A 17,701-nucleotide genomic window follows, 5' to 3' on the forward strand; every position below is an offset into this window, starting at 1 on the left:
GCGCCCCGGCACGGAAATCGCCTCAGGATCCTCCCGGACAGCACACAGCACACGAATTGATCGAAGCACCTTGCGTCACACTGATCGAGCACAGACTCTCCGGTAAGGCCACGTCATAATCGGAGTATGGACTTTGGGTTGTCGGTCGCGTAGCGTGGCCGCCGTCGATCTCATCGACTTCTCATGTCTCCGGGGGTTTCACTTGGCATCGGAGTATTCAATCGCCATCATCGGCATGGGTTCTCGCGGGTGCAGCATCCTTGAACGGATCGTCACCCTGGCGCCCAGGATCGGAAAGCACGGCGCACCACCCGGCCGGTTACGCGTGGAGATCATCGACCCTTTATCCGAGGGCGAGGGACTCCATTCCGTCTCGCAACCCGACTACTTACTGCTGAATACCTTGTGCGGCGAGATATCGATGTTCCCCGACCGGGACGCGGTCGGGGCGTACGCGGGCGAGGCCGGCCCGAGCCTGTACGAGTGGGTGACCGAACGCGGTCTGATGATCGCCGGGGACGGGCACACGGTGGGCCGCACCGGCCGTCCGGTCCGGCCGAACGACTTCCTGCCCAGGCGGCTGCTGGGCGAGTACCTGCAGTGGTTCCTCGCCCGCCTGCGCGAGCGGGCCCCGTCCTGGCTGAGCGTGACCGTGCACCGCTCCCGGGCGACCTCGCTGGCCTCGGATCCCGGCTCCGGCGTCCGGATCGGCCTCGCCGACGGTTCCACGGTCGGCACCGATTACGCCTTCCTGACCGTCGGTCACGTCCCCAACCGGGAGAATTCCCCGCCGATCGCAGCCGAATTCCCGTCGGCCGCCGCCCGGCACATCGGCGACCCGTACCCGATCCCCGACAAGCTCGCCGTGATCCCGCCGGAGGGTTCGGTGGCGGTCGCCGGATTCGGCCTGTCGGCCATGGACGTCATCGCCGCATTGACGGTCGGCCGCGGCGGCCGATTCGTCCCGGACGGCCGGCGGCTGCGTTACCGGCCCGGCGGCGCCGAACCGGAATTGCTCCTCTATTCCCGTTCCGGAGTCCCGTTCCGGGCCCGCCCGCACCGCATGCGAATGAGCAGCCGCTTTCAGCCGCTCGTCCTCACCCGGGCGACGGTGGCCGAGTTCCGCGAGGCCGGGCCCCTCGACTTCGACGACTGCCTGTTCCCGCTGCTGCTGACCGAGATGCGGATCGCCTACCACCGGTGCCGCGCCCTGGTCGAGGGCGGCGCCGACGCCGAGGCGGCGCTCGCCGCCGAGCTCACCGCGGCGGCCGACACCGACAAGCTCCCCGCGACGCTCGACCTGCTCGACCAACTGCACGGCCCCTTCGACCCGTTGAAGGCCTGGGACGACTCGGCCGCCATGGAGCTGCACGACAGCGCCGGCTATCAGCACTGGCTGGCGGAAACGATTCGCCACGATCTCGTCGAGGCCGACCGCGGACTGGACCACAGCCCCCTGAAGGCAGCCCTGGAGGCCGTCCGCGAGGTCCGCGACACCCTGCGCGACGCCGTCAACTTCGGCGGCCTGACGAACGCCTCCCTCGACCGGTTCCTGCACACCACCGTGCCGCTGTTCAACCGCGCGGTGGTGGGACCCCAGAAGGAGCGGCACGCCGAACTCCTCGCCCTCATCGAGGCGCGGGTCGTGCGCACACCGTTCGGCGCGGCCCCGTCGGTGCACTGGAACGACGACGGCGGCCGGTGGACGATCGCCTCGACCCGCCTGGCGACCCCGCACCGCGAGGACGTCGACTGGCTCTGCGCTGGCAACTCGCCCTGGCCCGCCGTGGACTCCTCCGCCAGCCCGCTGATCCGCTCCCTCCACGAGGACGGCCGGATCCGCCGACTGCTCCCGGAGAGCACCGCCGTGCGGGGCGCCGACGTCGACGCCTCGCTGCACCCGGTCGACGCCGCCGGCGTGAGCGACCCGCGGCTCTGGCTGATCGGGCCCCTGTGCGAGGGCGCCACCTTCTACAACCACCTCGTTCCGACCCCCGGATACTCGCGCGCCTTCGTCGACGCCCACCGCTGCGTCGCGGAGCTCTTCGCCCTGGACAACGAGAGGAACGCCCAGTGACCACCGACACCGCCGCCGGCCGCCCCGGCGCCGCCAACGCGCAGGACGAACTCGCCAAGGGCCAGTGGAACGACGCCTACCGGCTGGAGGACGGCCACACCAACCTCTGGGGCGACCCGCCGGTGCCCTACGTCGTGAACGCGGCCAAGCTGTTCGCCGACCACGACGCCTTCGTGGTCCTGGACCTCCCGTGCGGCGACGGCCGCAACCTGCCGCCGCTCGCCCAGGCGGCCACCGTCGTCCTCGGCGGCGACACCTCCCGCAACGCGATGGGGATCGCCCGCCGGGTGGTGGCCAAGGCCAACGCCGACAACGTCGTCTTCAAGGTGACCGACGCCTTCGCCACCGGGCTGCCCGACGACTCCGTCGACGGGATCTTCTGCTGGGACCTCCTCGGCCACCTCACCGAGCCCGTCAAGGCGCTCCAGGAGCTGTACCGGATCTGCCGCCCCGGCGGTCACGTCGTCGCGAACATGTGGACGATGAACGACTGTCAGGTCGGCGACCCCGGCATGAAGGAGGTCCGGCCGAAGGAGTACCTGGACCACGCCGACTTCTACTGCCGCTTCTTCGACCGCCCCGACCTCGACGCCTACCTCGCCGACGCCGGGCTCGCCGACGAGGTCGCCGCGGTGGAGCTGCTGCGCTGGATGGAGCCCCCGCACGCCGGCTACCGGCCCTACTTCCACGAGCACGAGAGCCTGGCCTTCACCATCCGGAAGAAAGGTCGGTGACCCGTGGCGGCTCCCCTGACCGGAAGGATCACCGCGAACCCGCACACCCTGCTCCACGAGGAGGTCCTGGCCCCCCAGTTCGAGTTCGAGCTGGAGCACCTCCTGCCCTGGTACCTGGCGATCGAGAAGGTGCTCGCCCTGGAGTACCTGCGGATGGGCCTGATCGACGCCGGGCAGGCCGAGCTGATCGGCAAGGCGCTGCACGGCATCACGGCGGCGACGGTCTCCGCCGATCCCGAGCGCAACATGTCGGACATCGCGTTCGCGCTGGAGCGGCACGTCGACCACCACCTGCCCGCTCCCGTCCCGGCCTGGCACGTCGACCGCAGCCGCAACGACCTCCAGGCCTGCGCCCAGGTGATGTTCGCCCGGCACCAGCTGGCGCTCACCGCCGACGCCCTGCTCGCCCTCGGCCGCTCCGCCCACCGCCTGGCCGGGGAGACCACCGAGCTGCTCATGCCCGGGTACACCCACGCCCAGGCCGCGCAGGTCATCACCCCCGGCTACTACTTCGCCGCCGTCGGCGAGGAGGTGCTGCTGGCGGCCCGCCGGCTCCTCACGGCCCACGACGAGATCGACCTGTGTCCGCTGGGCGCGGGCGCGATGGCCGGTCAGGAGCTCGCGTGGGACCGCGACCGCGCCGCCCGGCTGCTCGGCTTCGCCGGCCCGCGCCCGCACGCCCTCGTGGCGGTCGCCTCCCGGGACTGGGCGCTGCGGATCACCGGCGAACTGGCGCTGTTCGGCGTGGTGCTGAGCCGCTTCACCACCGACCTGATCTCCTGGGGCAGCAGCGAGTACGGCTTCATCGACCTGCCGGACGCCTACGCCGGGATCTCCTCGGCGATGCCGCAGAAGAAGAACTTCCCGCTCCTGGAACGGATCCGCGGCAAGACTGCCCACCTCGCCGCCTTCCACGTGGACACCCTGACGGGCCAGCGGAACACCCCGTACTCCAACTCGGTCGAGGTCTCCAAGGAGGCCGGCGCCAACGTCCTGACGGCGTTCCGCACCGCCCGCAGCGCGTTCACCCTCGCCACCGCCGTCCTGGACAACCTGGAGTTCCGCGCCGACCGCATGCGCGAGGCCTGCGAGCGCGAGTACCTCGGCGGGTTCACCCTCGCCAACCTGCTCACCCTCGACGAGGGCGTCCCGTGGCGGACGGCGCAGGTGGTGGCCGGCGGCTACGTCCTGGCCGCCGCCGAGCAGGGCGCGTCCCCGCGGGACGTCCGGCCCGACCTCCTGCGGCAGGTCGCGAAGGACCACGGCTTCGAGATAGCCGAGCCGCAGCGCCTGCTCGCGACCGCCTTCGACACCGACGCGAGCATCCGGCGCAAGGTCTCCGCCGGTTCGACCCGGCCGGAGGAGGTCCGCACGATGCTCGCCGACCAGTCCGACCGCTACGACGGGATCCAGGCCGCCTGGGACGCCCGGCGCCGCCGGATCCGCGAGGCCGGGGCAGAGTCCGACCGCCTGCTGGGCCTCACGTCCGGCTGAGCCGCCGGCGGGACACGGCAACGCCCGGCGCCGCACGGCGACGGACGATCACGGACATCCACCGACGGCCACCGACGCTCAATGACGGCCGATGACGCTCAATGACGGTCAACGAGGAAACCATCATGTTCATACGGAAGGAAGCGGGCATCGGGGTCGCCAACGGCACCTTCGGGGAACTGCTGCAGGGGATGCTGCTGGAACGCCAGCGCCGCTTCCTGGTGACCCTGCCCATCGACGCCTGGTCGACCGCGGTCTTCCGGGCCACCACGACCACCGACGAGATCACGGTCAGGCCCACCTGGAAGCACAAGTCCCGGCACCTCGCCACCCGGATCCTGCGCGCCCACGGGTACATCGGCGGCGGCACCCTGGAGCTCGACTCCGCGATACCCGAGGGCAAGGGACTGGCCAGCTCCTCGGCCGACCTCGTCGCCACCGCCCGCGCCGTGGCCGACACCCTGAGGATCACCCTCGCCGAACCGGAGATCGAGTACTTCCTGCGCGGGATCGAGCCGTCCGACGGCGTCATGTACGCGGGCGTCGTCAGCTACTACCACCGCGAGGTGCGCCTGCGCGAGCGGCTCGGCTTCCTGCCCCCGCTCACCGTCGTGGCCCACGACCCCGGCGGCACGGTCGACACCGTCGGCTTCAACCGGACGGTCACCGCGCCGACCCTGCGCGAACGCCGCGAGTACCGCGACCTGCTCGACACCCTGAGCACCGCCGTGAGCTCCGCCGACCTCGCCACGATCGGCGAGGTCGCCACCCGCAGCGCCGAACTGCACACCCGCCGGCTCCCCCGCCCGGACTTCGAGGAACTGCACCGGATCTGCCGCGACCACGACGGCCTCGGCCTGGTCGTCGCCCACAGCGGCACCGTCCTCGGCATCCTCCTCGGCGAACACGGCGCCGACCCGCCACGGCTCGAACAGGTCCTCGCCCGCTGCGCCCGCCTCCCGGGCACGGTCGAGGTCCACCGCACGCTCGGCAAGGCCGATTACGACACCCCGCACCCCTCTGTCCACCACGCCGGCTCCATCGGAGGAGACTGTGCTCTTTGACAGTGTTGTCGACGCGATAGGCCACACCCCACTCGTCCGGCTGCGCCTCGACTCGCCCGCCGGCGTGGAGGTCTTCGCCAAGCTGGAGTGCCAGAACCTCTACGGGATGAAGGACCGGGTCGCCCGCACCATCATCCTGACCGCCAAACGGACCGGCGCCCTGCCCGACGGCGCCGCGATCGTCGAGAGCTCCTCGGGGACGATGGCCCTCGGCGTGGCCCTCGTCGGCCGCGCGCTCGGCCACCCCGTCCACATCGTCACCGACCCGCGCATCGACGACATCACCCTCGCCAAACTGCGCTCCCTCGGGTGCGAGGTCCACATCGTCGAGGCCATGACCGGGACGGGCTGGCAGGGCGCCCGCCTGGAGCTCCTGGCCCGGTTGCGCGCCGAACTGCCCGGTGCGTTCTGGCCGGACCAGTACGGCAACCCCGACAACCCGGCCGGCTACCGCGCCCTCGCCGCCGAACTGCTCGACGACCTCGGCGGGTTCGACGTGCTGGTCGGCTCGGTCGGCAGCGGCGGCTCGCTCTGCGGCACGGCGCGGCAGTTGCGGACCACCCTGCCCGAGCTGCGGGTCGTCGGGGTGGACTCCGTCGGCAGCGTCCTGTTCGGCCAGCCCGACCGGCCCGGACGCAAGCAGAGCGGCCTCGGCAACAGCCTCCTGCCGGGCAACCTCGACCGGCGGCTGATCGACGAAGTCCACTGGCTCAACGACCTCGAAGCCTTCACCGCGACCCGCGAACTCGCCCGCGACCAGCAGATCTTCGCGGGCAACACCTCCGGGTCCGTCTACCAGTTGCTGCGCCACCTGGCGGCCCGCGCGGCCCCGGGGACGAGGATCGTCGGCATCCTCCCCGACCGCGGTGACCGCTACACCCGCACCATCTACGACGACGACTACTGGACCGAACACCAGGTGGACCGACAAGTGCCCGCCACCGCACCCGTCACGATCACCCCGGGCCAGGTCGCCGAGCACTGGTCCCGCACCGAGGAGATCGAACGCTCCACGGACCGCCAGCGCCTGCTCTTCGTCGAGTCGAACACCACCGGCACCGGCATGCTCGCCCTCCGGCTCACCCGGGACCTCGGTCTCACCCCGGTCCTGCTCACCAACTCCCCCGAGCGCTACCCGGACGTGGCCGGCACCGGCTGCGAGGTGGTCACCTGCGACACCAACTCCGCCGCCGCACTGCGCGAGACCGTCCGCGCCGCCTGGCGCCGGGAGGAGATCGCCGGGGTCGCCACCACGAGCGACTTCTACCTCCCCGCGGTGGCCGGACTCACCACGCTCCTGGGCCTGCCGGGGAACTCCGTGGAGAGCATGACCGCGTGCCGCGACAAGGCGGTCACCCGGGCCCGCCTGGCGCAGGCCGGCGTCCGGCAGCCGCGGTTCGCCGTCCTGGCCGACCCGACGGACGTACCGGAGGCGGTGGCCCGGATCGGCCTGCCCTGCGTGGTCAAGCCCGCGGACGACAGCGGCTCCAACAACGTGCTGCTCTGTTCGACGGCCGAACAGGCGGTCGCGCAGAGCCGGGTGATCCTCGCCGAGACGGTCAACGTCCGCGGGCAGGCCACCGCCGGCACGGTGCTCGTCGAGGAGTACCTGGACGGGCCGGAGTTCAGCGTCGAGACGTTCAGCCGGGCGGGCGAGGTGCACTGCGTCGGGATCACGCAGAAGCACCTGGCGGGCCCGCCGCACTTCGTCGAGCACGGCCACGTCTTCCCGGCCGCCGTGCCGCCGCACGTCGCCGACGACCTGGCCGGGGCCGCCCGGCGGGCCGTCCGGGCGGTCGGGCTGACCAGCGGCGCCGCCCACACCGAGGTCCGGCTCACCCCGGAGGGCGCGGCCGTCATCGAGGTCAACGGCCGCCTCGCGGGCGGGATGATCCCCGAGCTCGTCCGGCTCTCCACCGGGATCAACCTGCTCGAGGAGCAGGTCCGCGCCGCCCTCGGCCGCCCGCCCCGGCTGGACCGCGTCCCGGCCCGGGCCGCCGCCATCCGCTTCCTGCTCGCCGAGCGCGAGGGCACCTTCTCGCACGTCTCCGGGACCGAGGCGGCGCGGGCCCTCGAAGGCGTCCGCCATGTCACCGTCACGGCTCGCCCGGAACAGCGGGTGGAGCCCGCGAAGAACGCATACCATCGGCTCGGCTACGTCATCGCCGAGGGCGAAACCCCCGACGCGGCCGCCGAGTTGTGCGCCAAGGCGCACGACGAACTGACGATCGTGCTGCGAGAGCGGAATCCATGACCAAAGCGCAATCCACCGCGAGCCCGGTACCCACCGCCGACAGCTGGCCGCGGCAGAGAGCCGCCGTGCTGCGGGACGCGGTGGGCGTCGGGCTCGCGGTCGGCGCCCTGGGCCTGTCCTTCGGCGCCCTGGCCGTCGTCGCCGGCTTCTCGGTGCTGCAGAGCTGCGTGCTGTCCCTCCTGATGTTCTCCGGCGCCTCCCAGTTCGCCGTGATCGGCGTCCTCGGCGCCGGCGGCGCGGCCCTCACCGGCGCGGCGACCGCGACCCTGCTGGGCGTGCGCAACAGCCTCTACGGGCTGAACCTCTCCGCCCTCCTCCAGGTCGGCGGCCTGCGGCGGGTGGCCACCTCGCAGCTGGTGCTCGACGAGAGCTCGGCGATGTCCATGGGACGCGGCACCCGGCGCGAGGCGCGGCTGGCCTTCTACGCCACCGGCGCGGCCGTCTTCGTCTGCTGGAACATCGCCACGCTCGCCGGCGCCCTCGGCGCGAAGGTCCTGCCCGATCCGGAGGCGCTCGGCCTGGACGTCGCGTCGCCCGCGGCGTTCGTCGCCCTGCTGATGCCCCGGCTGCGCGAACGGCGGTTCTGGGCGGTGGCCGTGGCGGCCGCCGCCGTCGCGCTGGCCGGGGTGCCGCTCCTGCCCGTCGGGGTGCCGGTGCTGCTCGCCGGCCTGGTCGCCGGCGTCGCCGGCCTCGCGCTGCGCAAGGAGAGCCGCTGATGTGGACCGCGATCCTGCTCGGCAGCCTCGGCGTCTACCTGCTGAAGCTGGCCGGCCTGTGCGTGCCGGAGTCGGTGCTCAAGCGACGGCGGGTCCAGGAGATCTCGGCGCTGCTGCCCGTCGCCCTGCTGGCGGCGCTGGTCGCCGTGCAGACCTTCAGCCGCGGCCACGACCTCGTCCTGGACGCCCGCGCGGCCGGCTTCGGCGTCGCGGTGGTGGCCGCGCTCCTGCGGGCGCCCTTCCTCCTCGTGGTGGCGCTCGGCGCCGCGACCGCCGCGCTGCTCCGGCTGGTGAGTTGACGTAGCGTCACGTGTTCGACGACGGACCGCGTATGCTCGGAGCGACTGGCGAGGCGCGGCCGTACGGGCGAGTTCGGGCAGGTCCGCGCGCGGGGATCGCCACGCGTACCGCAGAACTACCGCAGTGTCACCGGAAAGGAGAAGGAGCCGGCGGGCCCGGTCGGGCGACCGCGGCTCCAACTGCCCATGGGAATCGACCACCACGGCCGCACGCACCGGCTGGACTGGGAAGACGTCACGCTGAGGGAATGGGACTGCACGGTCCTGTGGTCGGATCCGGCCGATCCCGAGGCCGGGATCGTCCTGGACCGCTCGGCCTTCTACCCCGGCGGCGGCGGCCAGCCGCCGGACCACGGCGTGCTGATCTGGCAGGGCGTGCAGACCTCGATCATCGGCACCCGCAAGGGCGACGACCTCTACCTGCTGCCGGCCCCGGGCGACCCCGTCCCGCCCGCGGGCACCACCGTCACCGGCGCCCTCGACGACCAGCGGCGCAGTTCCCTGATGCGCACCCACTCCGGGCTGCACGTCCTGTGCGGCACCGTCTTCCGGGACTTCGGCGCCCTGGTGACGGGCAACAACATGGAGCCGGGCGAGGCCCGGATGGACTTCAACCTGCCCGAGGTCCCGCCGGGCTTCAAGCAGGCCCTGGAGGACGCCGTCAACGCGGAAATCTCGGCCGACCGCAAGATCGTGGTCCGCACCCTGCCCAAGGCGGAGGCCGAGGCCATCCCGGACCTCGTGCGCACCCAGTTCAAGGCGCCCCCGGACGTGCCCGAGGTCCGCGTGGTCGACATCGTCGGCCTCGACGCCCAGGCCGACGGCGGCACCCACGTCGCCTCCACCGGCCAGATCGGCCGCATCACCGTCACCAAGGTGGAGAACAAGGGCCGCCAGAACCGGCGCGTCCGCATCCGCCTGGAGCCCTGAGACCGGGCGGTTCGGGCGCCCGCGCCGACGGCACTCGCAAGAAAGTTCCCCTTCGCCGAAACCTTCGCGCCTTGTCATGACTGAAACACCGTCAGGGCGGGCATAACGATGACAGCCACCGACGGCCTCGGCTGAAGCTCCCCCACGAGCCCAACCGAGGCCTGGCCGGCGACCGGGCCTGGACGTGACTCCCCCCACGGAGTGGCGACCAGGCCCGCATGGTGTTCAACCAGCGACACGCAGCGTACATGCCATATCAACGTAACGCTACTGTGCCGCCGGATCGAGTGCCGCCGGGCCCGCCAGGAGGCGCCCTTCGCGACGCCTTCGGTGCCCCTGACCTGCGGCGACAACCTGCGGCGCGGTGCCTGCCAGGACTCTGCTGGGCTGAGGCACTGCAGCCCCAGGGCGGGCCGGCGTCACCAGCGGTCGTGCACCTGGGGCCGGATCCGGCGGTCGTACAGCTCCCGTACGGTGTCCAGGGTGGCCTCCGGCAGTGGCGCCAGGTCGGCGGCGGCCGCGTTGGCCCGCGCCTGCGTCACGTTGCGGGCGCCCGGGATCACCGTCGTCACCCCCGGCTGCTGGGTGATCCAGCGGAGCGCCGTCTGCGCCGCCGTGGCACCCTCGGGCGCGAGTGCGGCGAATTCGGCCGCCGCCTCGACGCCGGTCGCGAAGTCCACCCCGGAGAAGGTCTCGCCCTGGTCGAAGGCCTCGCCGTGCCGGTTGTAGGTGCGGTGGTCGTCGGCGGCGAACACGGTCTGCCGGGTGTAGCGGCCGGAGAGCAGCCCGGAGGCCAGCGGCACCCGGGCCAGGATCCCCACCCCGGCGGCCTCGGCGGCCGGCAGCACCCGCTCCAGCGGCTTGAGCCGGAAGGCGTTCAGGATGATCTGCACGCTCGCGACACCCGGGCGTGCGATCGCCGTCAGCGCCTCCGCGCAGGTCTCCACGCTGACCCCGTACGCGGCGATCCGATCCTCCGCCACCAGGGTGTCCAGGGCGTCGAACACCTCGTCCGCGGAGTACACGGGCGTCGGCGGGCAGTGCAGCTGCACCAGGTCGAGCCGCTCCACGCCCAGGTTGGCCCGTGAACGGTCCGCCCAGGCACGGAAGTTGGCGAGGTGGTAGTGCTCGGGCCGCTGCTCGACCCGGCGACCGAACTTCGTGGCGACGAACACCCCGGCGTCCGGGCGGCCCTTGAGGTAGCGGCCGATCAACTGCTCGCTACGGCCGTCGCCGTAGACGTCGGCGGTGTCGAAGAGGGTGACACCGGCCTCCACCGAGGCGTCCAGCACGGCGAGGGCGTCCTCCTCGCGGACGTCCCCCCAGTCCGCGCCGAGCTGCCAGGTACCGAGTCCGACGATCGAGACGGGACGGCCGGTGCGGCCGAGTACGCGCTGTTCCATGACGCGAGCCTCTCACGCCGCACCGCACGGCACCCCGCGCCGCCCCGGCCGGCCGTCACTCCCTCGGCGCCCCCGCCCCCTCGTGTCCCGCCCCCTCGTGTCCCGGGGCCGCGGCGGTCGCGACCGGCTCGGCGGACCGGCCGTTCAGGAGCCGTGCGATGGCCACTGACCCGGCGCCGTGGATCAGGATGCTGCCGAGCACCGTGAGCGTCATGGTGTCCAGGGCGGTGACGGCGAGCGGCCCCTCCGGGAGGCCGTTGAACGCGAGCAGGCCGAACACGATGGACGTCGTGCCGCGCGGACCGAGTGCGCCGACCATGAGCCGTTCGCGCCAGCTGAACTTCGAGCCGAGGAACGCGAGCAGGACCGGCACGATCCGCACCACGGTGAGCGCGGCGACGGCGACCACGACGATCGACCAGTCGACGCCCTCGCTCACCGTCAGCACCACGGCGTTGCCGAAGAAGAACCACATGCCCATCGTCATGATCGAGTTGGTGTCCTCGATCAGCTGGAAGTCCGAGGCGTCGGGAGCCGAGGCGCCGTGCCGGCGGACCGGCGCCTGCCGGATGAACCGGAAGGCGATGCCGCACACGAACGCGGCCACGAAGCCGTTCCCGTCCACCGACACCGTCACCGTGTACGCGATCAGCGGCGAGACGAGCACCATGATCCGCCGCGACTGCGCCGTCATCCAGCGCGCGCCGTCGGCCCGGTTCATCAGCCACGCGATCAGCGCCCCCAGCAGGAAGCCCGCCAGGACGGCCTTCACCGCCGCCGGCACGGTCGTGCCCAGCGCCTCCGCGGGCGTGCGCGCTTCGGAGTGCGTCCCGGCCAGGATCAGCGCGAACAGGAACAGCGGCGACACGATGCCGTCGTTGTAGCCGCTCTCCACGTTCAGCACGCCGCGCACCCGCGCCGGGATCCGCGGATCGCGCACGAGGGTCTCGGCCGGGGCGAAGTCGGTCGGGACGATGATGCACGCGATAAGCAGCAGCACCGCCCACGGCATGGCGGGCAGCAACAGCCACCCGAGCAGCACCATCAGACCGAGGCTCAGCGGCATCGCCACCAGCAGCGCCCGCACCGCCGACACGGGGTCGTTGCCGAACAACCGCCCACCCGGCAGCTCGGTGGCATCGACGAACAGCAGGACGGCCAGGATCACCTCGGCCACGTGCTGGGCAACCTCGGAGTCCATCGTCGCCGCGAGGTGACTGTGCGTGAACACCCCGGTGAGGACCCCCGCCAGCACCAGCACCAGCGGGGCCCGCACGTGCCACTGCTCCAACCGCCCGGCGACCAGCGACCATGCCGCCACCACGCTGGTGATCACGATTAGTACAAAGATCATCGTCGAGAGGGTACCCCACCAAGGTGTCGACACAGCCCGACCACCGCCCGTGCCCATCCGTATCGTGTACGCCATGGCGAACGAGGCAGATTCGAGGACGTCCGGCAGCGCATTCCCCCGTCACACCTGCACGTGCTTCGAACAGTCCCGGGCGACCAATCGGCGCCGCGTGCGCTTCCACGACGACCGGCAGGACACGTCGTCGCCGACCTGGCAGCACCTGCTGACGCTGATCGAGGAAGCGGCCGCCGACGGACGCGAGGTCTTCCGGCCGCTGGCCGACATGAGTCCGGAGCAACGGCGGCAGATCATCACCCTGCCGCCCACGATCGCGAAGCTCACCGCGGTCAGGCATTTCGACCTCTACGGCAGCAACCTGGTCCGCATCCCCCCGGAGATCGGCGCCATGACCGGCCTGGAGGAGTTCACCCCGTACACGTCGTACCGACTGCACTGGTTCCCGTACGAGCTGACCAGGTGCCCGAACCTGAAGCGGAGCACCGTGAGCACGCGCGCCTTGTACGGGAACGAGAAGTTCCGCCCACCGTTCCCCCCGCTCCGGTCCGGCGGCGAGGGGGCGGGCAGCACGTGCAGCGTGTGCGCACGGCCGTTGGACGGCATCGGGATCCACCGTGCATGGATCTCCCTGCGGGTCGCCACCGACGTGCTCCCGCTCCTGGTCGACGCCTGCTCCGAAGCCTGCGTCCAGGCTCTTCCCACACCTCCGGACGGCTACGTCCGAACCCCCCACCCGGGCGGCCCCGGGATCGACCAACCCACGGCCGACTACGCCTGACCCCCACCGCGGAGCGACGACCCGCGCGGCTGTTCGCAGGACTGCCATCGGGCTGTTACGGGTGTCCATTGACCTGCTGGAACGGGCTCGCCACCATCGGGGCATGACCTTCGCGAGCTGTCGCCGTCCCCGGTAGTCACCCCACAGGCCGTTGCGGAACCTCGACCGGACCGAGGACCGCCATGACGCTCGCACTCGTCGCCGACCCCGCCCCGCCGTCCGCCGCCGACAAGCCGGACGCGGCCACCGCACGTTCGCCGGGACCGCCGAACAGGTCGCCGACACGATCGAGGAGTGGTTCCGCCACGGCGCGGCGGACGGATTCAACATCATGCCCGCCGTCCTGCCGTCGGGCCTGGAGGTGTTCGCCCGGCGGGTGGTCCCGATCCTGCGCGAGCGCGGCCTCTTCCGCACCGAGTACACCGGCACCACCCTGCGCGACCACTACGGCCTGCCCCGTCCGGCCGGCCGCTCCGGCACCGCCGCGAGTCGAGCTGCGAAAATCCCGGCCCCAGGGCATCGCCGCCCTCGGTCATGTACCTTTTGAGCGCTGATGACTGACCGTTCATCAGATAGCTGATCCGATGACTGGCGCAGGGGCGTGACGTGGCTTCTCCTTCTTCCGACCCATGGTTGAAGCAGCACACCGTTCAGATTGCCGCGGCGATCATCGCAGCCATGGGGGCGATCGCAGTGGCCTTCATCAGCGGCGCGTTCTCGCACCCTTCCTCGGCCTCGCGATCCCCCGGATCACCCATCGGAGTTTCGGTTCCGACCCCCACGCCGACCCCGGAACCGGCGTCGAGCCGGCCCCCGCCTTCTCCTGCTCCGGCAACTGCTCCGGCACCCGCCACACCAGATGCCGGAGCAGGAGAGGACGGTGCGGACAGCTGGATCGCACAGCTCTACTCCGAACCGGTCTCCACGGGCATCGCCACTCGGGACCAGCGGCTGGCACAGGTCCGGGCCGACGTACCGACGGCCCAGGTCCTGCGGAGCGACGACTTCGCCTCACTGCGCCCCGGGTACTGGGTCGTCTACGACCCGGGTCCCTTCAGCGACGGTTCCGCGGCTCTCGCCTTCTGCGCAACACACGGCCGCATCGGCCAGGACCGGTGCATCGGCCGCTTCCTGAGCCATCACGCCGCGGACTTGCCGTACCAGTGCTTTCCGCCGGCCGCCAACCCGTCCGGCTACTGCAGGCACGGTTGACGATGCAGGGGACGGTCTCATGCGCGGCCCGAGCCGGCGGCGGGCGGGTCGTCAGAGCACCGGCGGGCCGGCCTCGATGCGGCGCAGGACCGGGGTGAGGCGGTCGAGGTCGGGGCCGGTCTGGAGCCGGCGTTCGTCCCACCAGGTGGCGCCGGCGTCGTGGAGGGGGCCGATCAGGTCCCTGGCCCTGGCCGCGTCCGGGGGTGTGGCTCCGCCGAGCACGAACTCGAACGGGCGGTCGGGCTCGGCCGTGCGCTGCTCGCGGACGTAGCCGATCAGGTCCCGCACCTCGGCCGCGTCCGGCACGTGGCCGTGCCGGGCGCGTTCGTAGAGCGGGACCGCGCCGTCGAAGCGGGCCGCGCGGCGCATGGGTGGGCGGCGCGGCCAGAAGCCGCCGATCCAGACCGGCGGGCCCGGCTGCTGCACTGTGGCGGGCAGCAACGTCACGTCGCGGGCCTCGTAATGCGTGCCCCGGTGGTCCACCGGGGTGCCGGACCAGAAGCGCCGCAGCAGGTCCAGGCCTTCGTCGAGCCGCTCGGCCAGGACGCGCGGGTCGGCGGTGTCGCCGAAGCTGCGGTACTCGTCGTCCACCGGGCCGCCCAGGCCCGCGGCGAAGACGACCCGCCCGCCGCTGAGGTGGTCCAGGGTGGCCACCTGGCGGGCGAGTTGCTGCGGGCGGTAGCGCGGGACCGGTGTCAGCAGGGTGCCGAGCCGGATCCGGGTGGTCGCCAGCGCGGCCGCGGTCAGCAGCATCCAGGGGTCGCCGAACGGCCGTCCCTGATGGTGCCGGTGCAGGACGTGGTCCCAGACGAACAGCCCGTCCCAGCCCGTGTCCTCGGCGGCCACGGCCACGGTCGCGACGTTGCGGGGATCGGCGAAGTCGCCGAAGTTGGGGATGTTGACGGAGAAGCGCATCCCCGTGCGTTCCGACGGGATCACGACCGGCCTCCAGGGGTGTCGGCGGAAAGGCGTTGGGCGAGGTACACCGGGACGACCGAGAGCAGGACCAGGACCGCGGCGACGACGTTGACGACGGGCGCCTGGTTGGGCCGGGCCAGGTTGGCGTAGATCCACACGGGGAGCGTCTGGACGCCGGGGCCGGCCGTGAAGGTGGTCACCACGATCTCGTCGAAGGAGAGCGCGAACGCCAGGAGCGCCCCCGCCAGCAGGGCGGACCGCACGGCGGGGAAGGTCACGTAGCGGAAGGTCTGGAAGGTGTGCGCGCCGAGGTCGGCGGAGGCCTCCTCGGCCGAGGGCGACATGCGGCGCAGCCTGGCGACGACGTTGTTGAACACGACGACGATGCAGAAGGTCGCGTGGCCGATGACGACGGTGAGCAGCCCGAAGCCGATGCCCGCCGGGCCGAGGACCGTGCGGAAGGCGGCGTTGAGGGCGATGCCGGTGACGATGCCGGGCAGGGCGATCGGCAGGATCACGAGGAACGACACCGTCTGCCGGCCGAAGAAGCGGTGGCGCTGGACGGCGAAGGCGGTCATGGTGCCGAGGACGAGCGCGACCAGCGTCGCCCCGGCGCCCGCCTGCACGGAGGTGACGAGCGCGGTGCGGGCGCCGTCGGACTGCCAGGCCCGGACCCACCACTCGGTGGTGAGTCCGGTCGGCGGCCAGGCGAAGGAGCGGTCCTTGTTGAGCGAGTTGACCAGGACCAGGAGCAGCGGCAGGTAGACGACGGCGAGGCCGGCGGTCATGGCCGTGCGCAGCGCGATCCGGGCGCGGCGGGAGAGGTTCACTGGTGTTCGCCCCCTACAGCGAGTCCAGGGCGCCGGTGCGGCGCACGGCGAGCAGGTAGCCGACGATCATCACCACGGGCACGCAGGACAGCGCGGCGGCGAGCGGCAGGTCGAGGGTCACGTTGTCGGCGATCGCGGTGCCGAGCATCTGCGTCTTCCCGCCGACGATCCGCACGGCGATGTAGTCGCCGAGGCTCAGCGAGAAGGTGAAGACGGAGCCGGCGAACACCGAGGGCAGGACCTGCGGCAGCACCACCGAGCGGAACGTCCGCCCGGCGGAGGCGCCGAGGTCGGCGGAGGCGTCGAGGAGGTTGGCCGGCAGGTTCTCCAGCCCCGCGTAGACCGGCAGGATCATGTACGGCAGCCACAGGTACGCGAGGACGACGACGACCGCCGCCGTGCCGTACCCGGGGCTGGACAGCCCGAGCGGCGCGCCGAGCCAGTCCAGCACGCCGCCCTGGCCGAGGATGACCCGCCAGGCGTACGCCTTGACGAGGTAGCTGGCCCACAGCGGGGTCAGGACGGCGACCACGAGGAGCTTGCGGGTGCGCGGGCGGGCGATCCGGGCCATGTAGAAGGCCATCGGGAACGCCACCACGGCGTCGATCACCGTGACGGCGGCGGCGATGCCGAGCGTGCGCAGGGCGATCGCCCGGTAGACCGGCTCGGTGAGGACGGTGGTGAAGTTGGCGGTGTTCCAGGTCCGGACGACGTCGGAGGTGAAGTCGTCGACCGTCCAGAAGGCGGAGAGGAGCAGGACGGCGAGCGAGCCCAGGTAGGCGAGCACCAGCCAGGCCATCGGCGCCGCCAGCAGCAGCGCGAGCCGTAGGCCGGCGTGCCGGTGCAGGACGGACGCCGCCCGGCGCAGGCCGCCGCGCCGCCCGGGTCGGGCCAGGGGCGGGGCGGCCACGTCGGTCGTCACCGGTCAGCCCTTGATCTCGGTCCAGGCGGCGGTCCAGGCGGCGTAGTCGGTGCAGGGGGTGCTGCGGCCGTCCAGGCAGTTCTTGACCGGGGTGGTCCAGTAGTAGACGTTCTTCCAGTACGGCTCGTCGGTGGCGTGGAAGGTCGTGCAGAAGTTCTTGTCCGCGGTCTGGTCGCAGGCCTTGGCGTTGGCCGGGGCCTCGCCGAACCACTCGGCGACCTGGGCGTTGGCCTTCGGCGAGACGATCCAGTTCATCCACTGGTAGGCGCAGTTCGGGTGCGCGGCCTTCGCCGACACCATCCAGGTGTCCGACCAGCCGGTCGCGCCCTCCTTCGGCAGCACCGCCTGGACCGGCGCCTTGTCGGCCTGCGCCAGGTTGGCGATCACCTGCCAGGTGGTGCCGACGACGGTGTCGCCGGTCTTGAAGGAGTTCTCCGCCTTCTGGTAGTCGCTCCAGTACTCGCCGACGGACTTGTGCTGGGCCTTCAACAGGTCGACGGCCGCCTTGAGTTGGGCCTGGTCGAGGGCGTAGGGGTTCTTGATGCCGAGTTCGGGCCTGGTCTTCATCAGGTAGAGCGCGGCGTCGGCGATGTAGATCGCGGAGTGGGGGGGCGGGGGGGGGTGGGCGGGGGGCCCCGCCGCCCGCGCGCGCCCGCCGCCCCCGCCGCGCGCGGGCCGGGCGCGCGGGGGGGCTGGGG

The 17,701-nt window shown here is 72.1% G+C and carries 16 protein-coding genes and 1 pseudogene; 11 read left to right on the forward strand and 6 right to left on the reverse strand.

The annotated features are described in order from the left end of the window. The first annotated feature begins 235 nt into the window (after positions 1-235). The 8 genes from ACFV4G_RS21975 (at position 236) to ACFV4G_RS22010 (ending at position 9,568) form a co-directional block, all read left to right on the forward strand. Positions 236-2,077, forward strand: a complete 1,842-nt coding sequence (locus ACFV4G_RS21975; protein WP_380442947.1) for an FAD/NAD(P)-binding protein — start codon at positions 236-238, stop codon at positions 2,075-2,077. Then, positions 2,074-2,811: a class I SAM-dependent methyltransferase gene (locus ACFV4G_RS21980; protein WP_380442886.1), complete on the forward strand. Its 738-nt coding sequence runs from the start codon at positions 2,074-2,076 to the stop codon at positions 2,809-2,811. The genes ACFV4G_RS21975 and ACFV4G_RS21980 overlap by 4 nt, the downstream gene beginning before the upstream one ends. A gap of 3 nt (positions 2,812-2,814) precedes the next feature. After that, positions 2,815-4,305 carry an argininosuccinate lyase gene (locus ACFV4G_RS21985; protein WP_380442888.1) on the forward strand — a complete coding sequence of 497 codons (1,491 nt, stop codon included), beginning with the start codon at positions 2,815-2,817 and terminating at the stop codon, positions 4,303-4,305. A 125-nt stretch (positions 4,306-4,430) separates the two neighbouring features. Continuing rightward, positions 4,431-5,369 carry a kinase gene (locus ACFV4G_RS21990; RefSeq protein ID WP_380442890.1) on the forward strand — a complete coding sequence of 313 codons (939 nt, stop codon included), beginning with the start codon at positions 4,431-4,433 and terminating at the stop codon, positions 5,367-5,369. Continuing rightward, positions 5,359-7,623: a pyridoxal-phosphate dependent enzyme gene (locus ACFV4G_RS21995; RefSeq protein WP_380442892.1), complete on the forward strand. Its 2,265-nt coding sequence runs from the start codon at positions 5,359-5,361 to the stop codon at positions 7,621-7,623. Before ACFV4G_RS21990 ends, ACFV4G_RS21995 begins: the two co-directional genes overlap by 11 nt. Further along, on the forward strand, positions 7,620-8,339 hold the full coding sequence (locus ACFV4G_RS22000) for an AzlC family ABC transporter permease (RefSeq protein ID WP_380442894.1): 720 nt from the start codon (positions 7,620-7,622) through the stop codon (positions 8,337-8,339). Before ACFV4G_RS21995 ends, ACFV4G_RS22000 begins: the two co-directional genes overlap by 4 nt. Beyond that, positions 8,339-8,638, forward strand: a complete 300-nt coding sequence (locus tag ACFV4G_RS22005) for an AzlD domain-containing protein (protein WP_380442896.1) — start codon at positions 8,339-8,341, stop codon at positions 8,636-8,638. The genes ACFV4G_RS22000 and ACFV4G_RS22005 overlap by 1 nt, the downstream gene beginning before the upstream one ends. A gap of 186 nt (positions 8,639-8,824) precedes the next feature. Continuing rightward, on the forward strand, positions 8,825-9,568 hold the full coding sequence (locus ACFV4G_RS22010; protein ID WP_380442898.1) for an alanyl-tRNA editing protein: 744 nt from the start codon (positions 8,825-8,827) through the stop codon (positions 9,566-9,568). 419 nt (positions 9,569-9,987) lie between these two features. Here ACFV4G_RS22010 and ACFV4G_RS22015 read toward each other — a convergent pair whose 3' ends face one another. Further along, complete coding sequence (locus ACFV4G_RS22015; protein WP_380442901.1) at positions 9,988-10,971, reverse strand: aldo/keto reductase; 984 nt, start codon at positions 10,969-10,971, stop codon at positions 9,988-9,990. A 55-nt stretch (positions 10,972-11,026) separates the two neighbouring features. Beyond that, positions 11,027-12,325 (reverse strand): cation:proton antiporter, encoded by a 1,299-nt coding sequence (locus tag ACFV4G_RS22020; RefSeq protein ID WP_380442904.1) that lies wholly within the window; start codon positions 12,323-12,325, stop codon positions 11,027-11,029. A 73-nt stretch (positions 12,326-12,398) separates the two neighbouring features. Between ACFV4G_RS22020 and ACFV4G_RS22025 the strand changes: the two genes are divergently transcribed. The 3 genes and pseudogenes from ACFV4G_RS22025 (at position 12,399) to ACFV4G_RS22035 (ending at position 14,333) form a co-directional block, all read left to right on the forward strand. Continuing rightward, on the forward strand, positions 12,399-13,121 hold the full coding sequence (locus ACFV4G_RS22025; protein WP_380442906.1) for a leucine-rich repeat domain-containing protein: 723 nt from the start codon (positions 12,399-12,401) through the stop codon (positions 13,119-13,121). Between the two features lie 229 nt (positions 13,122-13,350). Next, a pseudogene (locus tag ACFV4G_RS22030) lies at positions 13,351-13,668 on the forward strand (LLM class flavin-dependent oxidoreductase); the annotation flags it as partial. Between the two features lie 86 nt (positions 13,669-13,754). Beyond that, on the forward strand, positions 13,755-14,333 hold the full coding sequence (locus ACFV4G_RS22035; protein ID WP_380442908.1) for a hypothetical protein: 579 nt from the start codon (positions 13,755-13,757) through the stop codon (positions 14,331-14,333). 51 nt (positions 14,334-14,384) lie between these two features. Here the strand turns inward: ACFV4G_RS22035 and ACFV4G_RS22040 are convergent, their stop codons facing one another. The 4 genes from ACFV4G_RS22040 to ACFV4G_RS22055 form a co-directional block, all read right to left on the reverse strand. Then, positions 14,385-15,248 carry an LLM class flavin-dependent oxidoreductase gene (locus ACFV4G_RS22040; protein ID WP_380442949.1) on the reverse strand — a complete coding sequence of 288 codons (864 nt, stop codon included), beginning with the start codon at positions 15,246-15,248 and terminating at the stop codon, positions 14,385-14,387. A gap of 20 nt (positions 15,249-15,268) precedes the next feature. Further along, positions 15,269-16,081, reverse strand: a complete 813-nt coding sequence (locus ACFV4G_RS22045) for an ABC transporter permease (protein ID WP_380442910.1) — start codon at positions 16,079-16,081, stop codon at positions 15,269-15,271. A gap of 13 nt (positions 16,082-16,094) precedes the next feature. Continuing rightward, a complete protein-coding gene (locus ACFV4G_RS22050; RefSeq protein ID WP_380442912.1) occupies positions 16,095-17,003 on the reverse strand; it encodes an ABC transporter permease in 909 nt (302 codons plus the stop codon). A gap of 3 nt (positions 17,004-17,006) precedes the next feature. After that, on the reverse strand, positions 17,007-17,701 hold a 695-nt coding region (locus tag ACFV4G_RS22055; protein ID WP_380442914.1), incomplete at its 5' end, for an extracellular solute-binding protein.

It is taken from the genome of Kitasatospora sp. NPDC059747 (assembly GCF_042732955.1).
Classification (GTDB): domain Bacteria; phylum Actinomycetota; class Actinomycetes; order Streptomycetales; family Streptomycetaceae; genus Kitasatospora.

What these genes read in the sequence shown, in the direction of transcription:
- ACFV4G_RS22010 (WP_380442898.1), top strand. Translation starts at nt 8,825, where the DNA reads ATGGGAATCGACCACCACGGCCGCACGCACCGGCTGGACTGGGAAGAC.
- ACFV4G_RS22025 (WP_380442906.1), top strand. Translation starts at nt 12,399, where the DNA reads ATGGCGAACGAGGCAGATTCGAGGACGTCCGGCAGCGCATTCCCCCGT.
- ACFV4G_RS22040 (WP_380442949.1), bottom strand. Translation starts at nt 15,248, where the DNA reads ATGCGCTTCTCCGTCAACATCCCCAACTTCGGCGACTTCGCCGATCCC.
- ACFV4G_RS22000 (WP_380442894.1), top strand. Translation starts at nt 7,620, where the DNA reads ATGACCAAAGCGCAATCCACCGCGAGCCCGGTACCCACCGCCGACAGC.
- ACFV4G_RS22015 (WP_380442901.1), bottom strand. Translation starts at nt 10,971, where the DNA reads ATGGAACAGCGCGTACTCGGCCGCACCGGCCGTCCCGTCTCGATCGTC.
- ACFV4G_RS21975 (WP_380442947.1), top strand. Translation starts at nt 236, where the DNA reads ATGGGTTCTCGCGGGTGCAGCATCCTTGAACGGATCGTCACCCTGGCG.
- ACFV4G_RS22005 (WP_380442896.1), top strand. Translation starts at nt 8,339, where the DNA reads ATGTGGACCGCGATCCTGCTCGGCAGCCTCGGCGTCTACCTGCTGAAG.
- ACFV4G_RS21990 (WP_380442890.1), top strand. Translation starts at nt 4,431, where the DNA reads ATGTTCATACGGAAGGAAGCGGGCATCGGGGTCGCCAACGGCACCTTC.
- ACFV4G_RS22020 (WP_380442904.1), bottom strand. Translation starts at nt 12,325, where the DNA reads ATGATCTTTGTACTAATCGTGATCACCAGCGTGGTGGCGGCATGGTCG.